Raw genomic sequence first — 23,912 nt, forward strand, 5'->3', positions numbered from 1 at the left:
GTCGTTTCCCACAGGCGGAAAGGCAAGCGGTTCCGCACCGCGACTGGTCGAAACGGCGGGTTCAGGCCTCCAGCGTCCCCGGCTTGCGCGCCGCACGCGAAGGCCCGGCGCAGGCGATCTTCATCAGGTCGGACCGGCGGCGGGCGAGACGGGTGGAGACGCGCGTGACGATGAGCCCATCCTGCGGCGCCCGAACCTCGACGGTGCCGCCCGGCACGCCGGGGCGGACCAGGATGGTCGCCAGCAGTTCTCCGGCCTCGACGCTGTCGCCGATATTGCGGTGGAAGAGGACCGCACCGGCCTCCGGTGCGCGGATCATCTCGATATTGTCGAGCGGCACGGCTTTGCCGGCAAAAGCCGGAAGGCCGACGCCGGTGCTCGCAACGACTCCGCGGCCGGCAAGAAAGCGAAACATGCTTTCGGCGTCCTTTCGCGCAATTTCCGGATAGACGTCGCGCGTGCCGCGCAATTCCACGGTCACCGACAGGCGGCCGGGCAGGGCAGTCCTGCGCTCGCCTTCGCTCTCGTGCTTCCATGCATGGGCGACCGCCTCCTCGAAGGCCGAGCTTTGCCCGTCGGAAAGGAACACCGCCTCCATGTCGAGGGCCGCTGCAAGGTCGGCGGCCTCCGGCCAGAATGCCTCGTCGATATAGGCATATTGCAGCCCCTCGTCGTCGCAATGGAGGTCGAGCACCAGGTCCGCGCCGAGCGCCATATGAAGAAGGTGCCGCTTCAGCCGATCGACGGCCGAGTAACGGTCCGGCCCTTCAAGCAGACCGTCACGCTCGCCAAGGGAGATCAGGGGGAAATCCCGGTTGAAATTGGTGCGGGAGCCCAGATCGAAGCGGCCCTGCAGTTCGCCGAAATGCGACTGCGCCGCGCCGATCGGATTTGCCTGCGGAACGATGGTGATATCCCCGAGAACGGCGCCGTCATTCTCCGCCTGGCGGAGCCGTTCGAGCAGGAAATGAAGAAGGGCCGTTCCCGGCAGCTCGTTGGCATGGAGCGCCGCCTGGATATAGGTCCGCGGCGCTGCGCCGTTTGCCCCCTTGAACCGGAACACCGGCAGCCGCCACTCGATGCCCGGCGTATCGCCGGCGAAGATGATTTCGGAAATGTCCACTCGTTTCGTCCTCAAACTCGAAAACCGGTTATGAGACTTGGCATTGCCGTATTGCAAGCCCGACGACGGCTGTAGACCCTAGCTGCCGCCGATCTCAATCCTCATCGACCGTCGGAAGGTCAAGAGCCGAGCGCAGCACGCCGACGCCGCGCTTGTAGAGCATCGCATATCGCGCCGGCGCCAGCAGATCGGCCCCGGGCGTGAACCCGGGAATGGTCTTGTTGAATGGAATCGCACCGCAACCGGGCGTAAGGCAATCGAGTTTGCCCTTGGGACACTCGTTGAAGCGGCAGAGGCGACCGAGATAGCGATCACTTCCCGGCTCGAACAGGAAGGTATCGACCTTGTTGCCCGGAACACTCATGCCGGCTCCGGATTCGAATGCCTCTCGCAAGGAGCGGGCGCATGCCTTGCTCAGTTCGGTGAGGCGCTCTTGCGTGTCGAGCCAGAGCGCCATGTCGAGATCACTGCATTCGTGCCAGACCTCGATGCCGCTGCTGCGGAAACCCCTGAAGCGAGGGACCTCCTTCCAGAGCGGCTTTGCAACCGAGCCGATGACGGAGATCGCCTGAACTTCAGGGAACCCGGCCCAGGCGCGGGCGACGATGTCCGCCGCCAGGCGGTAATCATGCTGCAGTTTGAGCAGATAGCGGTTTTGACTGTCGATCTCCGAGCGGCGCATGACATCCAGATTAAATTAAAGCCTCACGTGAACAAGGTGGAGGACGGTTTTGATTATTTTTCACATCGCCGGATGGGCAAAATGACTCCCACTCGATTGTTGATCTCTGACTTAAGTCATTGTTTTTCCCTTGAAAAATTATTTTTTCGCTCTCCGAAATACCGTCATGTGGACCGTCAAAAAACGGCGCTTTTGAAATCATTGGATTTTGGGGCCATTTGCGAAAATCGTGCCTTCGCTTTCGCATAAAGTACCGTCAAACAAGGCGTATCACACGATTAGCGACGATACCACTGCGCCGCGACCAGACCGTCCACCGACCGCGCGACCTTGCTATACGCCCGAATTCTGGCTATATTACTGGAAATATCGGAGCGGATCATGGGAAGTTCACAGAAGCGCGCCATCCAGAATTATCGCTCTCGCCTTGGTGAGCGCGGCCTTGCACGCTTCGAAGTGCTCGGCCGGAACACTGATCGCGACCTCATCCGATCGCTAGCCAGACGCCTAGCCGAGGATACGCCTGAAGCTTCAGAGCTTCGCGCAACGGTTAGCAAATCGATCGCAGGCGATCCCCCGAAGCGTGGCGGCATCCTCGCGGCCCTGCGGCGTTCGCCACTGGTGGGTGGGGAACTCGATCTTTCCCGCCCCCGTGAAGAGGGACGTAAGGTCGATCTGTGACGCGCTATCTGCTGGACACCAACATCATCAGCAATGTTGTTAGACCGCAGCCATCTGACTCGCTACTGGCGTGGATGTCGGCGCAACGCGATGAGAATCTCTTCATTGCGTCACTGACGGTGGCAGAAATTCGCCGCGGAATTTTGGAGAAGCCACAAGGCAAGAAGCGCGAGGTCCTCGATAAGTGGTTCTCTGGGCCTGAAGGGCCTCAGGCTCTGTTTGCTGGCCGCATCCTGTCGTTCGACGCCAAAGCAGGTCTGATCTGGGCGCAGCTAATGGCGGCGGGCAAAGCGGCCGGTAAGCCGCGCAGCGGGCTCGACATGATCATCGCTGCTGTCGCCGGCGCAAACGACTGCGTGGTAGTAACAGATAATGAAAGGGATTTTGCCGGAGTTGAGATCCTCAATCCTATGCGCGGAGCGATCTAATGCAGCGCCGGTCGGACGAATGCGTGGGGGATCTGATGGCTGAAACTCAAATAGAGTGGACGGATTCCACTTGGAACCCTGTGGCAGGAAGTTCGATCGTCACTGCCGGCTGCACGCACTGCTATGCAATCGAAATGGCCAAACGACCGAAACTTCATGATCAGCCGAACCTCTGATTTTCCCGCCTTTTCTACGATATTCTACGCTGTAGCCGCCGATCGCCGCCGTTTCCTCACTCCCACTCGATCGTGCCCGGCGGCTTGGAGGTGACGTCGTAGACGACGCGGTTGATGCCGCGGACCTCGTTGATGATGCGGGTGGCGGCGCGGCCGAGGAATTCCATGTCGTAGTGGTAGAAGTCGGCGGTCATGCCGTCGACGGAGGTGACCGCACGCAGCGCGCAGACGAATTCGTAGGTGCGCCCGTCGCCCATGACGCCGACCGTCTGCACGGGAAGCAGCACGGCGAAGGCCTGCCAGATGGCGTCATAGAGGCCCGCCTTGCGGATCTCGTCGAGATAGATCGCGTCCGCTTCGCGCAGGATTTCCAGCTTCTCGCGCGTGATGCCGCCGGGGCAGCGGATCGCGAGGCCTGGGCCGGGGAAGGGATGGCGGCCGATGAAGCTTTCGGGCAGGCCGAGTTCGCGACCGAGCACGCGGACTTCGTCCTTGAAGAGCTCGCGCAGCGGCTCGACGAGCTGCATGTTCATGCGCTCCGGCAGGCCGCCGACATTGTGATGCGATTTGATCGTCACCGAGGGACCGCCGGTGAAGGAGACGCTTTCGATGACGTCAGGGTAGAGCGTGCCCTGGGCGAGGAAGTCGGCGCCGCCCAGCTTCTTGGCCTCTTTCTCGAAAACCTCGATGAAGAGACGTCCGATGATCTTGCGCTTCGTTTCCGGGTCGCTGACGCCTTCGAGTTCGCCGATGAAGCGATCGGAGGCGTCGATGTGGAGCAGATGAAGGTTGTAATGCTCCTGGAACATGGCGACGACGTTCGCCGCCTCGTCCTTTCGCATCAGACCATGATCGACGAGGATGCAGGTGAGCTGGTCGCCGACCGCTTCGTGGATAAGGAGGGCCGCCACCGACGAGTCGACGCCGCCGGAAAGCGCGCAGATGACCTTCTTGTCGCCGACCTGCTTGCGGATCGCCTCGACCGCCTTGGCGCGGTAGGCCGACATGGTCCAGTCCCCCGTAATGCCGGCGACCTTGTGGACGAAGTTGGCGATGAGCTTTGCGCCGTCGGGCGTATGCACGACTTCCGGATGGAACTGGACGGCATAGTATTTGCGCTTTTCGTCGGCGATGAAGGCAAAGGGTGCGTTGGAAGAGGTGGCGACGACTTCGAAGCCGTCGGGCAATGCGGTGACCCGGTCGCCATGCGACATCCACACCTGGTGGCGCGAGCCGAGCGACCAGAGCCCGTCGAAGAGTGCGCAGTCCTTCTCGACTTCCAGGAACGCCCGTCCGAATTCGCGGTGATGGCCGCTCTCGACCTTCCCCCCGAGCTGGGCGCACATGGTCTGCTGGCCGTAGCAGATGCCGAAGACCGGCAGGCCGCTGTCGAAGATGACGGAAGGCGCGCGGGGCGAGCCGATGTCGAGGGTCGAAGCCGGGCTGCCGGACAGGATCACCGCCTTCGGCTTCAGCCGGTTGAAGCCTTCCTCGGCAGACTGGAACGGCACGATCTCGCAATAGACGCCGGATTCGCGTACGCGCCGGGCGATGAGCTGCGTCACCTGGCTGCCGAAGTCGACGATCAGGACGGTGTCGGGATGGGCTGTCTGGGTCATAGCGGGCCTTCAAGCAAGCTTGATCATGGCGAGCCTTTAATGAAAGCCCGCCTTTGGCGCAACGATAACATTGCACCCGGACAATCAGGCGCCTGGGCGGAAGGCTCAGAGCCGGATTTCGCCCCCCTCCAGCGCCGCCTCGAGCCGGTCGATGGTGGCTGCGAGCTTCTCGTCTATCACGTTCAGGTATTCCGTCCAGTCGCCGACATGCTTCAGCTCCGCCTTCCCGTCCGAAATGCCGCGCAGCCCGATGAGCGGCACGCCATACGACTGGCAGGCGCGCAGGATCGCAAAGGTCTCCATCTCGACCATGTCGGCGTCGATCTCGTCATAGGTCCTGCCGGAGACGATGTTGGCGCCGGTCGAGAGCCGCGCCTTCTTCACGCCGGGAATGCTGAGCGGCAGTTTAACGACGGCTGGCAGATCCAGGAAGGGCGTCGCGCCCTTCTCGAAGCCGAGGGGCGAGGCGTCCATGTCGCGGTAGGCGACCGAGACCGCCTGGTAGATTTCGGTCTGTTCGAGCGTCGCGGACCCGGCCGAGCCGAGCGAGACGACGAGGTCCGGCAGGCTGCCTCCGGCGTGGAGCTCCGCAAGCGCCCTGGTCAGGCTGACGGCCGCCTCGACCGGACCGACGCCCGTCATCAGCGGTGCGATCCTGGCACGGAGGGAGGGACCGTACTCGGCGTCCACAGCCATGACATAGAGAATAGTGCGCCCCGCTACCGGCTTGAGTTCGAAGCTCATCCTTCGATCCCCTCGCGTCCGCGCACCACCATCATCGTGCCTGTCATCGAGGCGATGAGCTTGGCCGGTCCGTCGGACCTGACCGCATAGGCCCGCCCGTCCGAGACGATGATCGTCGTGCCGGGCTTCGTCACCTCGCCGCGAAAGAGGAAGCGCTCGCCCCGTCCGGGCGAAAGCAGATTGACCTTGAACTCGATCGTCAGCAGCGATGCGTCGGGGTCGATCACCGAATAGCCGGCATAGGTACCCGCCGCATCGAGCGCGGCGGAAATTACGCCGGCATGCAGAAGGCCGTGCTGCTGAGTCAGCTTGGGATCGAAGGAAAGCTCGATCTCGACGGTCCCCGGTTCGACGCGCGTGAGTTCGGCTCCGATCGTGCGCATCGCGGCCTGCCGTCTGAAGCTTTCCCGGATGCGCTTCCTGAAGTCGTGAGGATCGCTTTCGTCCATGTGTCGGTTTGCCTTGATTCCCCGGACAACGCCGCCCGGATTTTCCCGGAGACTGGCACGCCGGCTGCGGCCCGGCAAGCTCAATTCATGAGGAAAATCGAACCGTTGAGCAGGGTCGCGAAGGCCACCCATGCAAGGTAGGGCACAAACAGCAGAGCCGAAATCCGGTCCTTGCGCAGGCTTGCGAGGATGAATGCCACGATGGACGCGAACAGGGCGAAGATGACGACCAGCGCGGCAGCGATCTGGTGCAGCCCGAAAAACAGCGGCGACCAGAGAAAGTTCAGGATCATCTGGGTGAGCCACAGCGGCCACAGGACGGAGTGGCCGCGATGATCGAGAAAGCTGCGGGCACCGGCAATTCCGATCATCACGTAAAGGATCGACCAGGCCGGAGCGAAGACCCAGTTCGGCGGCGTGAAGCTCGGCTTTGCCAGCGACCGATACCATGCGTCGGGGATGTTGATGTAGCCGATGGCGAGGCCGAGGCCGAGAACGGCAACGACGAAAAGGACATGCGCGAGGGTTCTGTTCATGCGTGCTAAATGGAGCCGGGGGCGGCGATTTCCAGTCGCTGCACCGTTTGGCGGCGAAGCGGCGCCACCTATATGTGGTCTATGAAAAGCTTCCGGCGCATCGAAATCCGCCCGGCCGTGCCCGACGACCTCATGACGATCGCGTCGGTCCTGGTCAGGACCTGGCGCGCGACGTTTCGCGGCATCATATCCGACGCCTATCTCGATGCCATGACCGTCGAGGACCAGGCGATACGGCATGCGCGGCGCATGCGTCTTCCGGGCAGCTTCATCATGGTCGCGGCCGACATGACCGACGACCGGGTGATCGGCTTTGCAAATTGCGGCAAGGCAAGGGGAATGCCGCCAGCATTCGACCGGGAGCTCTACGAACTCTATCTTCTGCCGGAGTTCCATGGCGCAGGCCTCGGCTCCGCGCTGGTGCGCAGCGTCGCCGGCCATTGCCGCGATACAGGAGGATCGTCGCTTTTTGCCTGGGTGCTGAAGGGTAACCCCAACCGGGTATTCTATGAGCGGCTCGGTGCCCGCGCCGTCGGCGAGGGCCGGGTCAGCGTCGGCAGAGAAAGCCTGGATCAGGTGGCCTATCGCTGGGACGATCTCACGGCGCTCTCCGACTTCGGAGACGCGTCTATCTGATCCGCGGTCAGCCGGACTATGTGCTGATCCCAGGCAACGGGGCTTCCCCGCTCCTCGAATAGGCCGCGGTAGGAGGAGACGGCGAAACCGTGCTTCGCGGCGGCAATGCCCGCTGCGTCCGCAACCGGTTCCTCCTTGAGGACGGCACCGGTTTTGGCGTTGAGGGTCACCGCGACGTTGCCCTTGGGAGAGGTGAGGCCGACGAGCCCTTCCTGGCGGTTGACCGCGATAGCGCCGACGTAATTGGCGAGCGCCGCGGTCGTTCGTTCCGGCAGGTCTACGAAGGTCAGGTCCTCGCCCTTGGCGAAGTGCCCGACCAGCGGCGGAAGGTCGTTGCGCGCACCTTCGTACTGGCAGGCGAACCAGACACGTCCGTCGGCGCCGATGTCGACATGTCGGGTCGAAAGGCGATTGAGATGAGGCGGCAGCACATGCTTCTCGATGAGCGCCCCCGTCGCGGCGTCCACGAGTGCGAGGCTCGGCTCCATGCGGTCGAGATTGAGCTTGGTGCGGCCGAAATCGGGGTGGGTCTCGATGCCGCCATTGGCTATTGCGAGCGTGCGTCCGTCGGCGGCAAGCGTCATGTCGTGCGGGCCGATGCCGTAAGTCGGAAACTCGCCGATCCGGGTAAAATCCCGGCGGCCGTCATAGATGCCGACCATGCCGCGATTGGCGGAGAAGTCGTTTTCGGTCGCATAGAGCAGCCGGCCGTCGGCCGAGAAGCAGCCATGGCCGAAGAAGTGGCGGCCCTCGGCGGAGGTGATGACGACCGGCTTGGCGGTGCCGTCCGGCGCAAAGATCATGGCATAGGTGCCCGGCCGCCGGGCAAAGGCGACCGCGCGCCGGCTTACCGGGGAGAAGGTCATGCCGTGCGCGCGCGCCGGCAGCAGCCTGCGCTCCACGATCTCGCCCGTTTCCGTGAGCGTCGCGACACCGTAGCTGCCGTCCTGCGCCATGAAGGCCGAGGCGAAGACGGCATCGGCCCTTTCGAGTGCGAAGGCGCCCCGGGGGGCAAGGGCGGCCACCCACGCGGCACCCGCCATTTTGACGAAGCTGCGGCGGTCGATGAGGGTATTGGTCTTCATGCGATTTCCTGCAACGGTCGAATTCCTGCAACGAGCGAGGTCACTCCGCTATCACAGCCAACCTCGCCGTTTGAAATAGACATACGGCAACAGGGCCGAGGCGACCATCAGCATCAGCGCATAGGGATAGCCGAAACGCCAGGTGAGTTCCGGCATCACCTCGAAGTTCATCCCGTAAATCGAGGCGACCAGGGTCGGCGGCAGAAACACGACGGCGGCGACCGAGAAGATCTTGATGATCTGGTTCTGTTCGAGGTTGATGAGCCCCAGCGTCGCGTCGAGCAGGAAATTGATCTTGTTCGACAGGAACAGCGCGTGGTCTCCGAGGGATGCCGCGTCGCGCTGAACGAGCTTTATCCGCTGCCGGCTCTCCTTGGCCCCCTTGCGGTGCGTGGACCCCTCAATGGCGACGTGATAGGCGACGAGCCTGCCAATGCTGACGAGGCTTTCGCGGATGACGGTCAGCAGGTCGCCCTTCTGGCCGATCTGCTCGATCAGCGACTGCAGGTCGCGCGTCTTCTTGGTGGCGCTGGCGTTCGACTTGCGGAAGACCTCCCGTGAGATCTGATCGACGTCGTTGCCTGCGCGCTCCAGAGCATCCGCCGTACGGTCGATCATCGCCTCGAGCAGGCCGAGCATCACGAGCTCTCCCGTCTCGCACGCCGCGCCGTTCGGCTTCATGATGCGGTTGGCATAGACCTGGAACGGCTTCGGCTCCGCATGGCGGACCGTCACGAGGGTCGCGCCTTTGAGGATGAAGGTGACGGGCACCTTGGCCGGGTAATCGCTGTCGAGTTTGGCGGTCGCCGTCATCGTCATGAACTCGGCGCCGTCCTCCTGGTAAAGCCGGTCGGAAAGCTCGATTTCCTGCATCTCGTCACGGGTCGGAATGGCAATGCCGAGGCGCTCCTCGACAAGGCGCGTTTCTTCGCTCGACGGATTGAAGAGATCGAACCAGATCACCGGTTCCTGGCATGCCAGGCCGTCGAGGAGGTCGACGTGCACAAGTCGGCTGTTCTGGCTTTTGTAGATGCGCAGCATTTCAGGCTCCATGGGGCCGAGTCATCCGACCGGCGGAGCCCTGATCAAATCAGGTCCGGACGGCCGTGAGCATGAAGGCTCGACTTCGACTGTCGGGGTTCATCTTGAGTTGATCCTTGTTGGTGAGACATGTCCGCGCAGGCGGCCATGGATGCGCTTTGCTCCGAAATGCCCTGCTTGTCAACCATCGGGTTCCGCAGCGTTTTCACGTTCCCGTGTCAGTCGCCGTCGGCGAAGGAGAATCCGGCGCCGAGGCCGATCGAACCGCCGAATTCGCGATTGAGCCGGTCGAGCAGATCGGCCGTGTTGAGCGCGATGAAATCCAGCTTGGCGCGCTGCTTCTCGTCGGCAAGCGCGTCCTCGATCGGCCCTTCGATACCGTCCGTAGCGGCGATCAGAGCCTTGAAGAGGAAATCGATGGAACCGGCGATCGAGCGGCTGTCGGCTGGCAGAAGGCTCTCCATGCCGGCCGTATCGAAGAGTCTCTGGAGACCACCGAGATTCGCCGAGATCGCCGGCATCGTGTTGGCCGAGCGCCAGTAGATGGCAAGTTTCGGACGGCCCCTGTCGGGCGTCCCGTGGACCGTTCCGGCGTAGAAGGGCCGCAGCCGCTGGTCCTTTATCATCTCGACGCTGTGGACGAGCACGCCCAGAAGCTCGGTCGCGGCTTCCCTGTTGTCCCGGAAGAGCGGATTGCCCGGGCCTGGCTCCTTCCAGGCCGCCTGGATCCCGTCCGGCTTTTCCCATGCGGCAAGGAGCTCACCCGCGATGCTCCTCAAATTCTGCGAGACAGCAAGCCCATATCGGCAGCGAAAGTCCCCTTCCTTGCCGGAGAGAACCTCCGCGCCGGTACCGTAGAGCACGAATTCGAGTGCCCCGAGGCCCTGGACGGCGACGCTCTTCCCCTTGAGGGTCTCCGGGCTTGTGGCGCTCTCGTCTTTCTTGGCGAGAATTGCCTGGACCTGCTTCAAGCCCGTGCTTTTCCGGTCGGGATAGAAGAGGAAGCGTTCGAAACGGTTCTGTTCGAGGGCCGGACCGAGGCGGATGATCTCGATCGCGGACCATCTCTCGACGACGCTCGAAAAGGCCGACCGCGCCGCTTCGAGGGTCGTCTCGGAAGGTGACTTGCAGAGCCCGGCGCTCGCTTCGGAGAGGGCGTTCGTCGCCTCTGCGAGGTCTCGATAGCCGGGGATGATGAAGCCGTCCACGGCCTGCGCCATCACCCTCGGCACGGCCGCCTCTTCGACGACACGCGGGGAAAGCGCACCGCCTTCCTGCGCCGCCGCGGGGGCAGCGAGGAATATCAGGCTAAGGGCGAGAGGAAGGCTCGCGAACGGAAGGCGCATCAGAGGGACTCCAGGAATGTGATCAGGGCTTTGCGGTCGTCCTTCGGCATGGCGGCGAAGGCATTGCGTGCCTTCGCCGCTTCGCCGCCGTGCCAGAGAATGGCTTCGGCCAGGTTTCGGGCGCGTCCGTCATGGAGAAGGAAGCTGTGCCCACTCACGGTCTCGGTCAAGCCTATGCCCCAAAGCGGGGGCGTGCGCCATTCGCGGCCACTGGCCTCGCCGACCTGCTGGCCGTCGGCGAGGCCTTCGCCCATGTCGTGCAGGAGGAAGTCGGAATAGGGCCAGATGAGCTGAAACGCCTGCGCCTTGTGCGTGGCGTCCCGGCGGGTCACGAATTTCGGTGCATGGCAGGCGGCGCAGCCGGCTTCATGGAAGAGCCGTTTGCCCCTCAGGGTTTCCGGAAAGCTCGCCTTGCGGCGAGCAGGCACGGCAAGATTGGAGGAATAGAACGTCACGAGGTCGAGCACCGGGTCGGGGGCTTCGACCGCTCCGAGCCGCGGCTGCACGCCGTCCGGAAGATCGAGGCAGCCCGTCTGGGCAGCGGTGCAATCGCCATGACTGCGGTCGAGATCGGAGGTGGAGATGCCGATATCGACGGCAAAGGCATCGGCGACCTGCTGGCGCACGGACGGGTTCTGCGCTTTCCAGCCGAAGCGGCCGAGAGTGACGCGGCCGGTCCGGCGCTCGCGCACGAGGGCCGGACGTCCGCTGATGCCGTCGCCGTCGCGATCCTCCGGATCGGCACGCGCCAGAATGTCGGCCTCGTGGATGGCCTCGATGAGACCGATGCCGATCATCGGCGAGGCGACGCGCGGTGACAGCGTCGTCGCCGCAGCGAGCGGTCCGTAACCGGGATCGGCGATCGCGTAATGCGGCTTGCGGAGCGGGACCGTATCGCCGCCGGCAAGCGCTACCAGTTCTTCCGTATAGGTGATGTCGAGGCGGCCCTCGGCAGCAAGCCCCGGCACGGCGCTGTCCTGAAGCTGAGCACCATAGACCGGGTCGGGAAAGTTGAGCCGTGCATGGGAGGCGATCTCCGCGCGCTCGGCATCGTCGCGCGGGGCACGGGCGAGCCGAAGGAGCATCGACGTCGCGTCGGCGGCCCCCTCGGGCGGACGGCCGCGTCCGTCGCGGACATGACAGCTCTCGCAGGCCCTCGCATTGTAGAGCGGTCCCAGCCCGTCCGAGGCCTGCGTTGAAGAGGGTGAGGAGACCCAGAGCTTTTCGAAGAGCGCCTTGCCGAGGTGGAAATCCTGTTCGTCCTCGAAGGGGAGGTTATCCGATGCCTGGGAGAAGATCATCCGATCCGCCCGTGCAATCGTCGTCGCAGCACCGGCCGGCATTGCTTCGAAGGGCTCAGGCCTGGAAAAATCGGTGGTTGGGCGCGTGACCGACAGAACGCGCTCGAGGTCATCGGCGGAAAGGTCGCCGCGAACAGGCGCGCACCCGACATCCGCCTTTTCCGCGATACCGCCATCGCGCGACGCCGCGGGGGCGACGCAAATGAGAGCGGCAACGGTTAGCGCGAAAAAGCGGGCGAAGACATTCATCGAGGGAGGCCGGGCCGCCACCTGTCCGTCGCGGCCCGCCTTTTCAGCTTATTGGAAGACGGCGCCAGGATTATCCAGGCTGTCGGAACCTTCAAGTTCCACCGTGCCGAGATCGAGTGCGGCGATGACGCGCTCGACGGTCTTCGCCTGGGCGATCAGCCCGTCGATCGCCGCCTGAACCGTCGCATTGCCCTCCGCATTGCCCTCGCCGATCATCTGGTCATAGGCCTCGCCCGCTTCTGCGCGCTTGGCCATCGCCTGCATCTTCTCGACCGTGGTGGCGAGACCATCCTTCATTTCCTTGTCGAGGGCCGCATCCTTGGCCGCGACGAGCTCGGAAAGCGAAGGGCCGGTGAGCTTGCTGCCGTCTACGCGGGTATACTCGCCGCTATAGGCGGACTGGATGCCGATCGCGTCGTGCAGGTGCGAGTTGTGGGTGTTGTCGGAGAAGCAGTCGTGCTCCTCTTCCGGGTCGTGGAGTAGCAGGCCGAGCTTCATGCGCTCGCCCGCAAGTTCGCCGTAGGAGAGCGAGCCCATGCCGGTAAGGATCGCCACGAGGCCGGCCTTCGGGTCCGCCTCGACCGTCTTGGTCGCAGCGCCGTCCGGCGTCCAGTTTGCGACCATCTCCTTGAGGTCGGAGACGAGCAGGCTCGTCGCTGCCTTCAGATAGGCGGCGCGGCGATCGCAATTGCCGTTGGTGCAGGCCTTGGTGTCGAAATCCGTGTAGGGCCGGTTGCCGGCACCCGGGCCCGTTCCGTTCAGATCCTGTCCCCACAACAGGAATTCGATCGCGTGATAGCCGGTCGCGACATTCGCCTCGATGCCGCCTGCCTCCTGCAGCGTGCCGGAAAGGAGCTCCGGCGTGATCTCGGTGGCATCGACGTCCTGCCCGTCGATCTTGATCGCCTTGTTGGCGATGACATTGGCGGTGAAAAGGGCGTTCTCGTCGCTCTCGCTGCCGTAGCTTGCGTCAACATAGTCGATCAGGCCCTCGTCCAGCGGCCAGGCATTCACCTTGCCTTCCCATTCGTCGACGATCGTGTTGCCGAAGCGATAGACTTCCGTTTCCTGATAGGGGTTGCGCGCCTTCAGCCAGGCCTCCCGCGCGGCCTTCAAAGTCTCCTCGCTCGGGCTTGCAATCAGCGCATCCACGGCCTTTTCCAGCGCTTCTGCCGTGGCCAGGGCATCTTCGTATTTGGCGTGCGCAACGGCCGCGTAATGCTTGACGACCGCGGCTGCGTCCGTCGCCGCATTCGCCGGCTGCAACGCCAGCGCAGATGTCGCCGTCATGAGCGCCAGCGCCGCGGCGCGGATGAAATTCTTGGTCATGACCCTCTCCTTGTTGCTCGTCGATAGAGCGTACAGCTCCAACCCCGTGAAAAGCGCAAGAGTCATGGACCAAAAGCAAACTGGTGTCAAAGTGTATAGTTTAGAACGGCTTGAAGGTGCAGCCCCGCCTGGATGGCGGAAAATCCGCGCCGGCCTAACTCTTCCTGCCCATGAGACAGAAGAAGAATCCGTCGGTTCCGGTCGATGCCGGCGTCAGCGTCACGGTCTTCATATCGGCGGACCAGGGCTGCGCCTTGTCGGTGCCGAAGAGCGCCGCCCAGTTGTCGGCGGCCGAGAGGACCTCGAATTCCGGATTGTCCTCGCAGAAGCCGTATACCTGCGCCTCGTTCTCCTCCGGAAGGACGGAACAGGTGACGTATATCAGATGTCCGCCGGGGCGCACGAACTGGGCGGCACCGGCAAGCGCCTCCTCCTGCTGGGCCAATCGCTCCTCGAGGTTCTTCTGCGTCAGGCGCCATTTCGTGTCGGGGCGCCGCCGCCAGGTTCCGGTCCCGGTGCATGGCGCATCGACAAGCACGCGATCGACCCGACCTATGAGCGATGCGAGCGACTCGGTCGACTCGTGCACCTGCACGTTGCGGGTGCCGGCACGCTTCAGACGCTCGATAATGGGCGCCAGCCGTTTGCGGTCGGCGTCGTAAGCGTGGACCTGGCCCTTATTGTTCATCGCCGCCGACATGGCCAGCGTCTTGCCGCCGCCGCCGGCGCAATAATCGAGCACCTGCTCGCCCTCGCCGGGCAAGGCGAGGTCCGCGACAATCTGCGAGCCCTCGTCCTGCACCTCGAACCAACCCTTCTGGAACGAGATTTCCGCCGTTACGTTCGGCAGGCGCGAAGCGCCCTCGCCGGCGGGAATGCGCACGCCATGCCGGGCAATCGCCGCGGGCTCGGCGCCGCTGCGCTCCAGCGCCTTCAGCACCTTTTCGCGCGTCGCCTTCAGCGTGTTGACGCGCAGATCGAGAGTCGGCCGGCCGGCAAGAGCCTTCGCCTCGGCGAGCCAGTCGTCGGAGAAATTCTCTTCGAACGAGGCCTGCGTCCATTCCGGAATATCGCCCTGCACATGCAGGGGCGCATCTTCGAGCCGTCGCTGAGCGAAGGCCTTCATCATCGCTTCCGAAGGCGCTTCGGGCGCGAACCGGTCGTCGGCAAGTTCCGCTGCAAGCGTGTCGGCGCGATAGCCCCATTGCCGATACATGACCGCATGGCCGAGGGCTACCGGGGTGTCGCTATCCATGAGGTAGGCGTGGGAGAGTTTCATCCGCAGGGCATCATAGACGATGTTGCCGATGGCGGCGCGATCGCCGGAGCCGGCGAAGCGGTGGGACAGGCCCCAATCCTTGAGGGCATCGGCGACGGGTCGCCTGCGCTTTTCGATATCGTCAAGAACCTCGATGGCTCCGGAGAGCCTTCCGCCTAATCGCATCTTCGATGAACTCCTTTTTCGCCGTGGTAGCGGCGATGTCATCGAAGAGCAAGACGGCGGCCGCATTATGTAAGTGGCGCGACCGGCCCTTGCAGTCTGGCTCGCCCGAGATGAATCGAGCGAAACCTGCGCATCGTCAGGAGTTGACGACGGTGTAACAGATGCTGGCGGTACCGGAGCGGATCATGCCGATCTTGGAGGCAGCCGCCTTGGAAAGATCGATCACCCGGCCGCGAATGAACGGACCGCGATCATTGATCCGGACGACCACGGACTTGCCGTTGCGCTTGTTGGTCACCTGGACCTTCGTGCCGAATTTCAGTTTGCGATGCGCGGCGGTCAGGTGCGCGGCATTCATTCTTTCGCCGGAGGCGGTTTTGGACGAAAGCGCGTACCAGGATGCTCCCCCGCAGCCAGCGCCTGCTGCCTGACTTTCCGATGCCGAGACCAAGCCCATCCCGACGGTGAATAGTGCTGCCGCGGCAGCAGTCTTGATTTTCGCTGGCGTCAAGCGATGCCCCCTTCGGTTTGAAAAATTCGTCAGTTCCCTTTGTTGATCGAGCTAATTGAGGTGAAACATGGCAAAAACGTGCTTCAACCGTTAAGTTTTCATTAGGAATGTTTGACGGCTGATCAATTTTAAAAATAACCAACAGATTGAATTAGTTTAGAATGGCGAGGGAAGTTCTTTGGAATCAGCCACTAAGCGCTGCTGGCGGCGCTCCGGGCCGCGCAGCCACGCCTCTCGGAAATAAAATCATTAAAAATTTCGCTTTGCATGAAAAGTCGGGAATCGCGACCGTTGAATTCATGCTACTAGCGCCAGGGTTGTGGAAAATGGCGAAGTATAGACCGAATAATGACAGCATAATCGTGTCAAGGCGATTCGCGTGAAATCAATACTTTCAAAACTGCATCCGACTTGCTTGTGTTCGCGCGCGATATTCTGATCGGCCTTGGCGAAATAGGTGCTTAATTCCGGTTCCAGGTTCCTGATGTCCACAGCTGTGCAAGCGAAACGCGATAGTTGGGGAACTCCGGATCGAAGCCCGCCTGGCGCAGTCGCGCATTGGAGACGCGCTTGTTCTCGCCGTAGAAAGAACGGGCCATGGGGGACATATCTGCGGTTTCGAACGGGATCTCGGGCGGCGGTTCGACGCCCATCAGCCGGGCGGCTTCCTGGACCACGTCCTGTGGCGGCGCCGGCTCGTCGTCGGTCACGTTGAAGATGCCGCTCACGCCGCGCTTTGCGAGAAAGGCGCTCGCCGCGCCGATATCTTCGACGCGGATACGGTTGAAGACCTGGTTCGGCTTGATGACGCGGCGCGCCGTCCCCTCAGCGAGGTTGCGGAAGGCATTGCGGCCCGGGCCGTAGATGCCGGCGAGCCGCAGCACTGCCACCGGAATGTCGTGCTGTGCACCGTGCTCGAGCCAGGCGTTTTCGGCTTCCACACGCTCGAGCGAGCGCTGCGAGACCGGGTTGAGCGGCGTATCCTCGGTGACCCAGGCGCCGCCGTGATCGCCATAGACGCCGACCGTGGAGAGATAGCCCACCCACTCCAGCCGCGGCAGAAGGTCGGAAAGCGGCGGCGTTCCGGCGCGAAACATGGGGTCGCCATCGCGGCCCGGCGCAATCGACTGAACGAGGTGGGTGGTCTCCCTCATCGCATCCTCGAGCTCGTCCGATATTTCCGTGCCGTCGAAGAGGATCGGGCGGATACCGGCAGCCTGCAGACGGGCGAGCTTTTCTGCGGACCGGGTGGTGCCGGTCACGGACGTCGCCAGGGGAGAGAGCGCGCTCGCGATCGCCGTGCCGGAATAGCCGGCACCAAGGATCAGGACATTCATCGGTTCACTCCCGCCATTTGCCATTCCGCAAGAACCTCGTCATCGGTTTCAGGCCCGCATTGCCGGGCGAAGACCGCCAGATCGGCGGATGAAATCAGTCGCGAAAGCGCCCAGACCGCCATCCCCCTGACCGTGGGCGACGCATCGGCGGCCAGCGCCTTGCAGACCTCTGTCAGGCTCTTCTCACCGGAATTTCCGGCGGCGATCAAGGCATTTCGGACGAAACGATCACGCCCGATGCGCTTTACCGGCGATCCGGAAAAGAAGGCCCGGAAACCTGTGTCGTCGAGCGTCAGCAGGAAGGAGAGCTCCGGTTCCTTGAGATCATCTCGCGCCTGGAGCTTCATTTCCGATGCCGAGCGCGCGAACTTGTTCCAGGGACAGGCGGCGAGACAGTCGTCGCAGCCATAGATGCGGTTACCGATCAGCGGCCGCAATTCAGGCGCAATCGATCCCTTGTGCTCGATCGTGAGATAGGAGATGCAGCGTCGCGCGTCGATGCGATAGGGCGCCGGAAAGGCATCGGTCGGACAGGCGTCGAGGCAGGCCCGGCAAGAGCCGCAATGGTCGCGCTCCGGCTCGTCCAGTTCCAGTTCGGCTGTCGTGAAGAGGCTGCCGAGAAAGAGCCAGGAGCCGAATTCGCGGCTGACCAGATTGGTGTGTTTGCCCTGCCAGCCGATGCCGGCCTTTTCCGCAAGCGGCTTCTCCATGACGGGGGCGGTGTCGACGAAGACCTTCACGTCCTCGCCCGCCCGCGCGGCAAAGCGCGTGGCGATCTCCTTCAGCCGGCCCTTGACCACGTCGTGATAGTCTCGATTGCGGGCATAGACGGAGATCGCGCCGCGATCGCGTCTGGCGAGGACGTCGCGCGGGTCGTCCTCGGGAGCGTAATTCATGCCGAAGAGGACGATCGAGCGCACTTCGCTCCAGAGGACGCGCGGATCGGATCGGCGCTCGGCTGTCTCGGCGAGCCAGTTCATCGTACCATGAGCGCCGGCAGCCAGGAACTGCCTCAGCCGCTCGGGCGCGTGGGGTATGGCGTCCGGATGGGTGATGCGACAGATGTCGAATCCCTTGGCCGCGGCTTCCTCTTTCAGGAAGGCGGTGAGGGTCCGTCGTTTCCTGCCCTGGTTCTCCGCTTTTGCAGCGTCGCCGGGCATGATCTGGTCCTTAAAAGTCGAGATCCGCATAATGTGAGACCGGGGTCACGCCGCGCACCCGCTCGGCGAGCAGAGGCCGGAAGGACGGGCGCGACTTCAGCCGCTGGTACCATTCCTTGGCGCTCGGCGCATCGGACCAGTCGATCTCTCCGAGATAGTCGAGCACGGAAATCGCCGCGGCCGCGGCGAGATCCCCATAGGAGATGCGATCGCCGGCAAGCCAGGGGCGCGATCCGGCGAGCCACGAGAGATACTTCATATGCTGGCGGATATTGCTGCGCGAGGTGCGGAGAATTTTCGAATCCGGCGCACCGCCGCCCTGGTCCGGGGTCATCTGCAGCTTGAAGATGCGCTCGCGCACGAGCGGGCGCGTCACGTCGGCTTCCATCTTCTGCAGGAACCATTCGGTGAGGCGGCGGATTTCGGCGCGCTGAAACGGGTCCTCGGCAAGAAGGCGGCGGTCGCGCTTCATGATGCCGCTGGTCTCGTCGAGATATTCGGAGATGATCGTGGCGCCGCAGAGCGCGCGCATGCTGTCATCGACATAGACCGGCAGAGTGCCGGCAGGATTCAGCGTCAGGAAGTCGCGCCGGTTCTCCCATGGCTGCTCTTCGCTCAGTTCCGTCTGATAGCCATATTCTGAGAGAATAAGGCGTACGAACCGCGAAGCTGGGGACATGGGGTGATGATACAGTGTCGGCATCGATGATCAGATTGCAGCTGTTTTCGGGGATATCGGCGTCGCGGCATATGCAACTGGCCACGGCTCGTTACAACGAGCTATAGGTAGTTGCGGTGGCAAACACAAGAGAATCGACTTTCTCCTCCCACATCCAATTATATCAGGAATAGCTTTTACATGGCGGATCAATCGATCATAAGCGCGCTCGTCCTCGGCCTCATCGAAGGGCTGACGGAGTTCATCCCGGTCTCGTCGACGGCGCATGTGCTGCTTGCCGGACACTTCCTCGGGTTCAAATCGCCGGGAAACACCTTTGCCGTTCTGATCCAGCTCGGCGCCATATTGGCGATCCTGCTCGTTTACTTCCAGAAGCTGCTGGCGGTCGCGCTCGCCCTTCCGACGAGCGTCAAGGCTCGCCGTTTCGTCTTCTCGGTTCTCCTCGCCTTCCTGCCGGCGGCGCTTATCGGTGCTGCCGCGCATGGATTCATCAAGTCGGTGCTTTTCGAGACGCCGATGCTCATCTGCGTCGTGCTGATCGTCGGCGGCGTCATTCTTTATGCGATCGACCGGCTCCCTTTGACGCCTCGCTACACCGACGTGTTCGACTATCCGCCTTCGCTCGCGCTGAAGATCGGCCTCTTCCAGTGTCTCGCCATGATCCCGGGAACGTCGCGTTCCGGCGCGACCATTGCCGGGGCCCTGCTGATGGGGACCGACAAGCGCTCCGCGGCTGAATTTTCCTTTTTCCTGGCCATGCCGACCATGGTCGGAGCTTTTGCGCTCGATCTCTACAAGAACCGCGATGCGCTCTCCTTTAACGATGTCGGCATGATCGCGGCCGGTTTCATCGCTGCATTCATCGCCGGAATTTTCGTGGTGCGTTCGCTGCTCGACTTCGTCTCGCGTCGCGGCTTCACGCCCTTTGCGATCTGGCGCATCCTCGTGGGGACCGCCGGGCTGGTCGGCCTGTGGCTGCTCGGATAACAACGTCCGGAAACATAAAGCCGGATGCGTCTCTTTCGAAACGCACCCGGCTCCTGGCCCCCGCCAAAACTCAACATGCCCGGCTCGAAGCCGAGGCGAAAATGTCCGGCTTACTCGCCGGCAAACCCGATCGACGCCGTCGCGCACGGGTTGACACCGTAGGCCGGCGTGCAGCCCTTGTCGCTGCTAGCCCCGGTGCCGGGTGCCATGAACGAGCCAGCCAGAATGATCAGTGCCGCAGACGCAAAAAAGATTGCGATCGACTTGCCCATGGGACGTTATGCCTTTCGAGTGAGATGTCTGCGCCGGCGCCGCTCGCCGAGCGGTCAGTGCGAGCGGTGTTTATTCTGCGACCATGTCATGATCAATATCAGTGCGAGCTGAATCTGCGGTAAACGAGATTCGGATTTTCGACTGCGGCAGAACTGCAACGCTGTTGCCGGATGGGCACAGCGGGGGCCGCAAAAAAACCGCCGGCGAAGCCGGCGGCTTGAATGTGTCCGGTAGTGATGCGACCGCTCAGGCGGCGCGGCCGCTGCGGGTGTATTGCCCATGCGGGCGATAGCGTACGAGATAAGTCGGCAGGATCGACTCGAGCATTGTCGGCTCGATGCCGATACCGGCAAGCGTGCGGCCTTCCGCTTCGGCCTTTGCCGAGACGACATTGTCCGATTTCAGCAACACCACCTGGTCGGCGGTGAGCGGCGGCGTGATGAAGGGCACGAGCGAGGCGACGCTGCCCATCAGCGAGGCGATGCCGAAGGGCAGCGACACGAAAGAGCGCTTGCGGTCGATCGTCTTCAGCATGATATCGAGACATTCGCGGAAGGAGAGCACCTGCGGCCCGCCGAGTTCGTAGATCGTCCCGCCGGTCAGCTTGCCGTCGACGGAGCGGGCCACGGCCTCGGCAACGTCGGTGACGTAAACCGGCTGAAACCTGGTATTGCCGCCGCCGATGAGCGGCAGGACCGGCGAGAATCGGGCCATTTCGGCGAACTTGTTGAAAAATCCGTCTTCAGGCCCGAAGATGATCGACGGGCGGAGGATCACCGCGGCCGGAAGCGTTTCGAGGATCGCAGCCTCGGCACGCCCCTTTGTCCGGGCATAGCTCGATTGGGAGCTCGCGTCGGCGCCGATCGCCGAGATATGGGTGAGCGTGGCGCCCGTCGCCCGAGCCGCTTCGGCGACCGCGCGCGCGCCGAAATCCTGGACCGCCTCGAAGGTGTTGCGGCCGCTTTCGAAGAGCACGCCGACGCAGTTGATCACATGGTCGGCGCCGTCGACAGCGCGATCGACCGACTTGCGGTAGCGCAGATTGGCCTGAACGAAGGAGATTTGCCCGACATTGCCGAGCGGTTGCAGGTGGCCGGCGAGATCCGGACGGCGAACAGCGACGCGAATGCGGTAGCCGCGTTTGGCGAGCGCGCGCACCACATGACGGCCGACAAATCCGGATCCGCCGAAAATCGTCACCAGCGGCGGAAGGTTGGACAAGGTCATGAGAAACGCACTCCTGATGTCAATGGTGGAATTGCTTGCTACATAGCCCAAGCGTCGAGCGAGGTGAAGGCCAATCCGCGCGCTTCGGAGGCGTGCCCCGATGCGCCGCGGGACTTCGCCTCAAACGCCTTCGACGACCACCATTTCGGCATCGGCGACTTCCTGGCGGATGGCCGCGGCAATCTGGTATTCGGGCGAATTGTAACAGTCGACGGCCGCCTGCAGCGAGGGGAATTCGATGACGACGTTGCGGGTGCGAGCGGCACCTTCGAGCCGATGGAACTGCCCGCCGCGCGCAAGGAAGGTCGCGCCGTATTTTTCGAAGGCGGGCTTCGCCGCCGCCACGTAATCCTTATAGCGTTCGGGGTCCCTTATATCGACCCGAGCGATCCAGTATCCTTTGGCCATGATGAACTCCTCGTCTTTCACGACATGCAGACGGGATGGTTACTTCCGGCAAAATGAGCCTCAGGTCAAGCAGGCCCGAACGGCGCGGGAGCGCTATACGGCGGATCGACGGGAGAGGGCGCTCTCCATTTCGGCCAGGATCGCGCGGCTTGCTGCGAGAGGCTCGGGCGCGGCAACGATCGGCCGCCCGACGACGAGGTGGCTCGAGCCGGCGCGAAGCGCGTCGGCCGGCGTCATCACCCGCTTCTGGTCGCCTTTTTCCGCCCCGGCCGGGCGGATGCCCGGCGTCACCAGCGCCATGTCTCCGCCGATGATCTTGCGCACGGCGGCGGCCTCCTCCGCCGAGCAGACGATGCCCCCCATGCCGGCGGCGCGGGCCTGTTCGGCTCGGCGCAGGACCAGGCTGTGCGGATCGTATTCATAACCGGCATCGATGACGTCCTGTTCGTCCATCGAGGTGAGCACCGTTACGCCAAGCAGGCAGAGGTTCGAGCCTCGTGCCGCTTCGACGGCCGATTTCATCGCCTTCGGATAGGCGTGCAGCGTCAGCATCGACACGCCCATCTTGACGATGTTCTCCACGCCCTTGGCCACCGTGTTGTCGATGTCGAGCAGCTTCATGTCGAGGAAGACCTGCTTGCCGCCTGCAGCGAGGTCGCGCGCGAAGTCGAGGCCGCCGGCGAAGGCCAGTTGATAGCCGATCTTATAGAAGAGGACTTCCTCGCCGAGCGTCGAGACGATTTTCTCGGCCTCGGTCACCGTTGGAAGATCAAGGCCGACGATCAGCCGGTCGCGCGCGCTTGTGCTCATATCGAGATCACCCCTGCCAGAACTCCATCGGCGTCCAGTCGCATGTGACGGCGCGATCCGCAAGACGGAAGGCGAAGAGATTGCCGCCGCCCGGCGGTTGATCGGCGCTGCGGGCGATCGCCGTGCCCGTCATCCGGCATTTGAGCAGCGTACCGACACCGCCATGGCCGATGAAGGCGATGGGTACCGCCGGATCGTGCCGGTCGAGGGCCTGGAAGACGGCCCTTGAGATTCGCGCCTGGGCGTCGACGGCACGCTCCCAGCCCTTGAAGCTCTCTTCGGGTCGGGCAAAGAACCGATCGGCCGCCTTCTCGAACTCCTCCGGCGGCAGGAAGCCGGTCGCGGAACGATCGTTCTCGCCCATCTCCTCGTCAGTTTCGACCGGGATGCCGCCAGCGTCGGCCAGGAACCGCGCCGTTTCGATCGCCTTCTTCTCGCTACTGGCGACGATGCGTCCGAGCGAACGGACCCATGGCTGTTTCGCCGTGGCGCGCATGCGTTCTTCGCCGAGTTCGGACAGACCCCATTGTGGCACGGAGACGGCGGGATCGATTCTGACCTGCGGATGGGTGAGATAGATGCCGAACACCGGAGGTGGCGCCGTCAGTGCGTCTTGCGGTAGATCCATAGCTGCGCCGGCGGAATGTTGCGCACGACGAAGTCGAAATGCTGGATTCGGTAGCGGTCCGGCATGGCGACGACCGGCGACATCGGACCGTAGGAGATCTGAACGACCGGGCGGCCGAAGGGAATGCGCGAGAGCAGGTCTTCGATGAGTTCGACGCGGCGATGCATCGGGAAATTCAACAGCGGCACGGCGGAAATCACGCTGTCGAACTGCTGATCCTTGAAGGCCCCAAGCGTCCGGGAAAGATCGAAGGCGTCGCCGTTGATGAAATGCACGCCGTCGAAATGCGCCTTGAGCTGATTGTAGAACTCGGTGGAGTATTCGATGGAAACCAGCTTTTCAGGCTCTATGCCGCGCTCGAGGATCGCCTTGGTGATCACCCCGGTGCCGGGGCCAAGCTCGAGGACCGGCAGACCGGATTCCGGTTCGACTACGCTGGCCATGCGGCGTGCGGTGATGGCGGATGTCGGGAGGATCGCGCCGACCGCGCGAGAATTGCTCATCCAGCCCTTGAAGAAGCGGATCTCTTCGTCGAATTTCCGACCGAATTTTTCCTTCACCCTCAAGCGCAAGCTCATCGAATCCCCTCATAGTATGATTTGCAGTTGCGCTCTTATCGTGATTCGTGTGGCTACGTTAGCGCTTATTCATAATGTGCTTCCATCTGCGGCAAAAACAAGTCCGACTGCGTCTAGAAACGACAGATCATGAACGATGCGCGACGGTTGAACTCGAAATCCGATACGGTCTGAAAGCTTGAATTAGTTGAACTAGAAGTAGCGTCCATTTTTTCAGCAAAACGACACATTTGCTTCTTATACGGGATTCCCGTATAGTGCCAACATGGAAGACCGGTTCGATCCTGCGAAAGACGCCGCCAATCGCGAGAAACATAAACTATCGTTGGCCTTTGGCCTGCGTATTTTCGACGACGGGGATCCACTTGATCATCCCCTCCATTCGCGAGATCGACGGCGAGGAACGGTTCAAGGTGGTCGGGGTCGTCGGCGAGAGGCTGTTCAC

At 62.9% G+C, this 23,912-nt stretch carries 27 protein-coding genes; 5 read left to right on the top strand and 22 right to left on the bottom strand.

The window, feature by feature from the left end; genetic code table 11:
- Positions 1 to 61: 61 nt before the first annotated feature.
- Positions 62 to 1,123: a succinylglutamate desuccinylase/aspartoacylase family protein gene (locus CN933_RS14170; protein ID WP_018093917.1), complete on the bottom strand. Its 1,062-nt coding sequence runs from the start codon at positions 1,121 to 1,123 to the stop codon at positions 62 to 64.
- Between the two features lie 94 nt (positions 1,124 to 1,217).
- Complete coding sequence (locus CN933_RS14175; protein WP_018093918.1) at positions 1,218 to 1,805, bottom strand: hypothetical protein; 588 nt, start codon at positions 1,803 to 1,805, stop codon at positions 1,218 to 1,220.
- A 381-nt stretch (positions 1,806 to 2,186) separates the two neighbouring features.
- Between CN933_RS14175 and CN933_RS14180 the strand changes: the two genes are divergently transcribed.
- The 3 genes from CN933_RS14180 to CN933_RS14190 are packed head-to-tail and all read left to right on the top strand — an operon-like array spanning position 2,187 to position 3,090.
- Positions 2,187 to 2,486: a hypothetical protein gene (locus tag CN933_RS14180; protein ID WP_018093919.1), complete on the top strand. Its 300-nt coding sequence runs from the start codon at positions 2,187 to 2,189 to the stop codon at positions 2,484 to 2,486.
- On the top strand, positions 2,483 to 2,914 hold the full coding sequence (locus CN933_RS14185; RefSeq protein ID WP_018093920.1) for a type II toxin-antitoxin system VapC family toxin: 432 nt from the start codon (positions 2,483 to 2,485) through the stop codon (positions 2,912 to 2,914). Before CN933_RS14180 ends, CN933_RS14185 begins: the two co-directional genes overlap by 4 nt.
- A 35-nt stretch (positions 2,915 to 2,949) precedes the next feature.
- Positions 2,950 to 3,090, top strand: a complete 141-nt coding sequence (locus CN933_RS14190; protein WP_267880144.1) for a DUF5131 family protein — start codon at positions 2,950 to 2,952, stop codon at positions 3,088 to 3,090.
- A gap of 56 nt (positions 3,091 to 3,146) precedes the next feature.
- Here CN933_RS14190 and guaA read toward each other — a convergent pair whose 3' ends face one another.
- The 4 genes from guaA to CN933_RS14210 all read right to left on the bottom strand — a co-directional run bounded on the left by guaA (position 3,147) and on the right by CN933_RS14210 (position 6,438).
- Positions 3,147 to 4,709 (bottom strand): glutamine-hydrolyzing GMP synthase, encoded by a 1,563-nt coding sequence (guaA, locus tag CN933_RS14195; RefSeq protein WP_018093921.1) that lies wholly within the window; start codon positions 4,707 to 4,709, stop codon positions 3,147 to 3,149.
- A gap of 105 nt (positions 4,710 to 4,814) precedes the next feature.
- The gene (locus tag CN933_RS14200) at positions 4,815 to 5,453 is read right to left on the bottom strand and encodes a 5'-methylthioadenosine/S-adenosylhomocysteine nucleosidase (protein ID WP_018093922.1); all 639 of its coding nucleotides are present in this window, start codon (positions 5,451 to 5,453) and stop codon (positions 4,815 to 4,817) included.
- A complete protein-coding gene (locus CN933_RS14205; protein WP_018093923.1) occupies positions 5,450 to 5,902 on the bottom strand; it encodes a PaaI family thioesterase in 453 nt (150 codons plus the stop codon). The genes CN933_RS14200 and CN933_RS14205 overlap by 4 nt, the downstream gene beginning before the upstream one ends.
- A gap of 80 nt (positions 5,903 to 5,982) precedes the next feature.
- The gene (locus CN933_RS14210) at positions 5,983 to 6,438 is read right to left on the bottom strand and encodes a TspO/MBR family protein (RefSeq protein WP_018093924.1); all 456 of its coding nucleotides are present in this window, start codon (positions 6,436 to 6,438) and stop codon (positions 5,983 to 5,985) included.
- Positions 6,439 to 6,519: 81 nt separating this feature from the next.
- Between CN933_RS14210 and CN933_RS14215 the strand changes: the two genes are divergently transcribed.
- A complete protein-coding gene (locus CN933_RS14215) occupies positions 6,520 to 7,074 on the top strand; it encodes a GNAT family N-acetyltransferase (protein WP_033047231.1) in 555 nt (184 codons plus the stop codon).
- Here the strand turns inward: CN933_RS14215 and CN933_RS14220 are convergent.
- The 10 genes from CN933_RS14220 to CN933_RS14265 form a co-directional block, all read right to left on the bottom strand.
- Complete coding sequence (locus tag CN933_RS14220) at positions 7,020 to 8,159, bottom strand: DUF1513 domain-containing protein (protein ID WP_018093926.1); 1,140 nt, start codon at positions 8,157 to 8,159, stop codon at positions 7,020 to 7,022. The genes CN933_RS14215 and CN933_RS14220 overlap by 55 nt on opposite strands.
- 51 nt (positions 8,160 to 8,210) lie before the next feature.
- The gene (gene corA, locus CN933_RS14225; RefSeq protein WP_026168503.1) at positions 8,211 to 9,200 is read right to left on the bottom strand and encodes a magnesium/cobalt transporter CorA; all 990 of its coding nucleotides are present in this window, start codon (positions 9,198 to 9,200) and stop codon (positions 8,211 to 8,213) included.
- 218 nt (positions 9,201 to 9,418) lie between these two features.
- On the bottom strand, positions 9,419 to 10,546 hold the full coding sequence (locus CN933_RS14230) for an imelysin family protein (RefSeq protein ID WP_018093928.1): 1,128 nt from the start codon (positions 10,544 to 10,546) through the stop codon (positions 9,419 to 9,421).
- Positions 10,546 to 12,096 carry a di-heme oxidoreductase family protein gene (locus CN933_RS14235; RefSeq protein ID WP_026168504.1) on the bottom strand — a complete coding sequence of 517 codons (1,551 nt, stop codon included), beginning with the start codon at positions 12,094 to 12,096 and terminating at the stop codon, positions 10,546 to 10,548. Before CN933_RS14235 ends, CN933_RS14230 begins: the two co-directional genes overlap by 1 nt.
- 48 nt (positions 12,097 to 12,144) lie before the next feature.
- Positions 12,145 to 13,425, bottom strand: coding sequence for an imelysin family protein (locus tag CN933_RS14240; protein ID WP_018093930.1), 1,281 nt, complete (start codon positions 13,423 to 13,425; stop codon positions 12,145 to 12,147).
- A 154-nt stretch (positions 13,426 to 13,579) separates the two neighbouring features.
- Positions 13,580 to 14,869 (bottom strand): RsmB/NOP family class I SAM-dependent RNA methyltransferase, encoded by a 1,290-nt coding sequence (locus CN933_RS14245; RefSeq protein WP_018093931.1) that lies wholly within the window; start codon positions 14,867 to 14,869, stop codon positions 13,580 to 13,582.
- A gap of 136 nt (positions 14,870 to 15,005) precedes the next feature.
- A complete protein-coding gene (locus CN933_RS14250) occupies positions 15,006 to 15,380 on the bottom strand; it encodes a septal ring lytic transglycosylase RlpA family protein (protein WP_003529787.1) in 375 nt (124 codons plus the stop codon).
- A gap of 461 nt (positions 15,381 to 15,841) precedes the next feature.
- Positions 15,842 to 16,717, bottom strand: a complete 876-nt coding sequence (locus CN933_RS14255) for an SDR family oxidoreductase (protein ID WP_018093932.1) — start codon at positions 16,715 to 16,717, stop codon at positions 15,842 to 15,844.
- Positions 16,714 to 17,877, bottom strand: a complete 1,164-nt coding sequence (queG, locus tag CN933_RS14260) for a tRNA epoxyqueuosine(34) reductase QueG (protein ID WP_026168505.1) — start codon at positions 17,875 to 17,877, stop codon at positions 16,714 to 16,716. Before queG ends, CN933_RS14255 begins: the two co-directional genes overlap by 4 nt.
- Positions 17,878 to 17,887: 10 nt before the next feature.
- Positions 17,888 to 18,580 carry a glutathione S-transferase family protein gene (locus CN933_RS14265; RefSeq protein WP_018093934.1) on the bottom strand — a complete coding sequence of 231 codons (693 nt, stop codon included), beginning with the start codon at positions 18,578 to 18,580 and terminating at the stop codon, positions 17,888 to 17,890.
- 156 nt (positions 18,581 to 18,736) lie between these two features.
- Between CN933_RS14265 and CN933_RS14270 the strand changes: the two genes are divergently transcribed.
- Positions 18,737 to 19,543, top strand: a complete 807-nt coding sequence (locus CN933_RS14270; protein ID WP_102761795.1) for an undecaprenyl-diphosphate phosphatase — start codon at positions 18,737 to 18,739, stop codon at positions 19,541 to 19,543.
- Between the two features lie 110 nt (positions 19,544 to 19,653).
- Here the strand turns inward: CN933_RS14270 and CN933_RS14275 are convergent, their stop codons facing one another.
- From CN933_RS14275 to pmtA, 6 genes are all read right to left on the bottom strand, one after another.
- On the bottom strand, positions 19,654 to 19,815 hold the full coding sequence (locus CN933_RS14275) for a hypothetical protein (protein ID WP_018093936.1): 162 nt from the start codon (positions 19,813 to 19,815) through the stop codon (positions 19,654 to 19,656).
- A gap of 247 nt (positions 19,816 to 20,062) precedes the next feature.
- The gene (locus tag CN933_RS14280) at positions 20,063 to 21,043 is read right to left on the bottom strand and encodes a complex I NDUFA9 subunit family protein (RefSeq protein ID WP_018093937.1); all 981 of its coding nucleotides are present in this window, start codon (positions 21,041 to 21,043) and stop codon (positions 20,063 to 20,065) included.
- 120 nt (positions 21,044 to 21,163) lie between these two features.
- Positions 21,164 to 21,451: a DUF1330 domain-containing protein gene (locus tag CN933_RS14285; RefSeq protein WP_026168506.1), complete on the bottom strand. Its 288-nt coding sequence runs from the start codon at positions 21,449 to 21,451 to the stop codon at positions 21,164 to 21,166.
- A 93-nt stretch (positions 21,452 to 21,544) separates the two neighbouring features.
- On the bottom strand, positions 21,545 to 22,261 hold the full coding sequence (pyrF, locus tag CN933_RS14290; RefSeq protein WP_018093939.1) for an orotidine-5'-phosphate decarboxylase: 717 nt from the start codon (positions 22,259 to 22,261) through the stop codon (positions 21,545 to 21,547).
- Positions 22,262 to 22,268: 7 nt separating this feature from the next.
- Positions 22,269 to 22,850: a histidine phosphatase family protein gene (locus tag CN933_RS14295; protein ID WP_018093940.1), complete on the bottom strand. Its 582-nt coding sequence runs from the start codon at positions 22,848 to 22,850 to the stop codon at positions 22,269 to 22,271.
- A 14-nt stretch (positions 22,851 to 22,864) separates the two neighbouring features.
- The gene (pmtA, locus tag CN933_RS14300; RefSeq protein ID WP_018093941.1) at positions 22,865 to 23,467 is read right to left on the bottom strand and encodes a phospholipid N-methyltransferase PmtA; all 603 of its coding nucleotides are present in this window, start codon (positions 23,465 to 23,467) and stop codon (positions 22,865 to 22,867) included.
- Between the last annotated feature and the right edge of the window lie 445 nt (positions 23,468 to 23,912).

The sequence above is a fragment of the Sinorhizobium sp. M4_45 genome, assembly GCF_002885915.1.
GTDB classification, from domain to species: domain Bacteria; phylum Pseudomonadota; class Alphaproteobacteria; order Rhizobiales; family Rhizobiaceae; genus Sinorhizobium; species Sinorhizobium meliloti_A.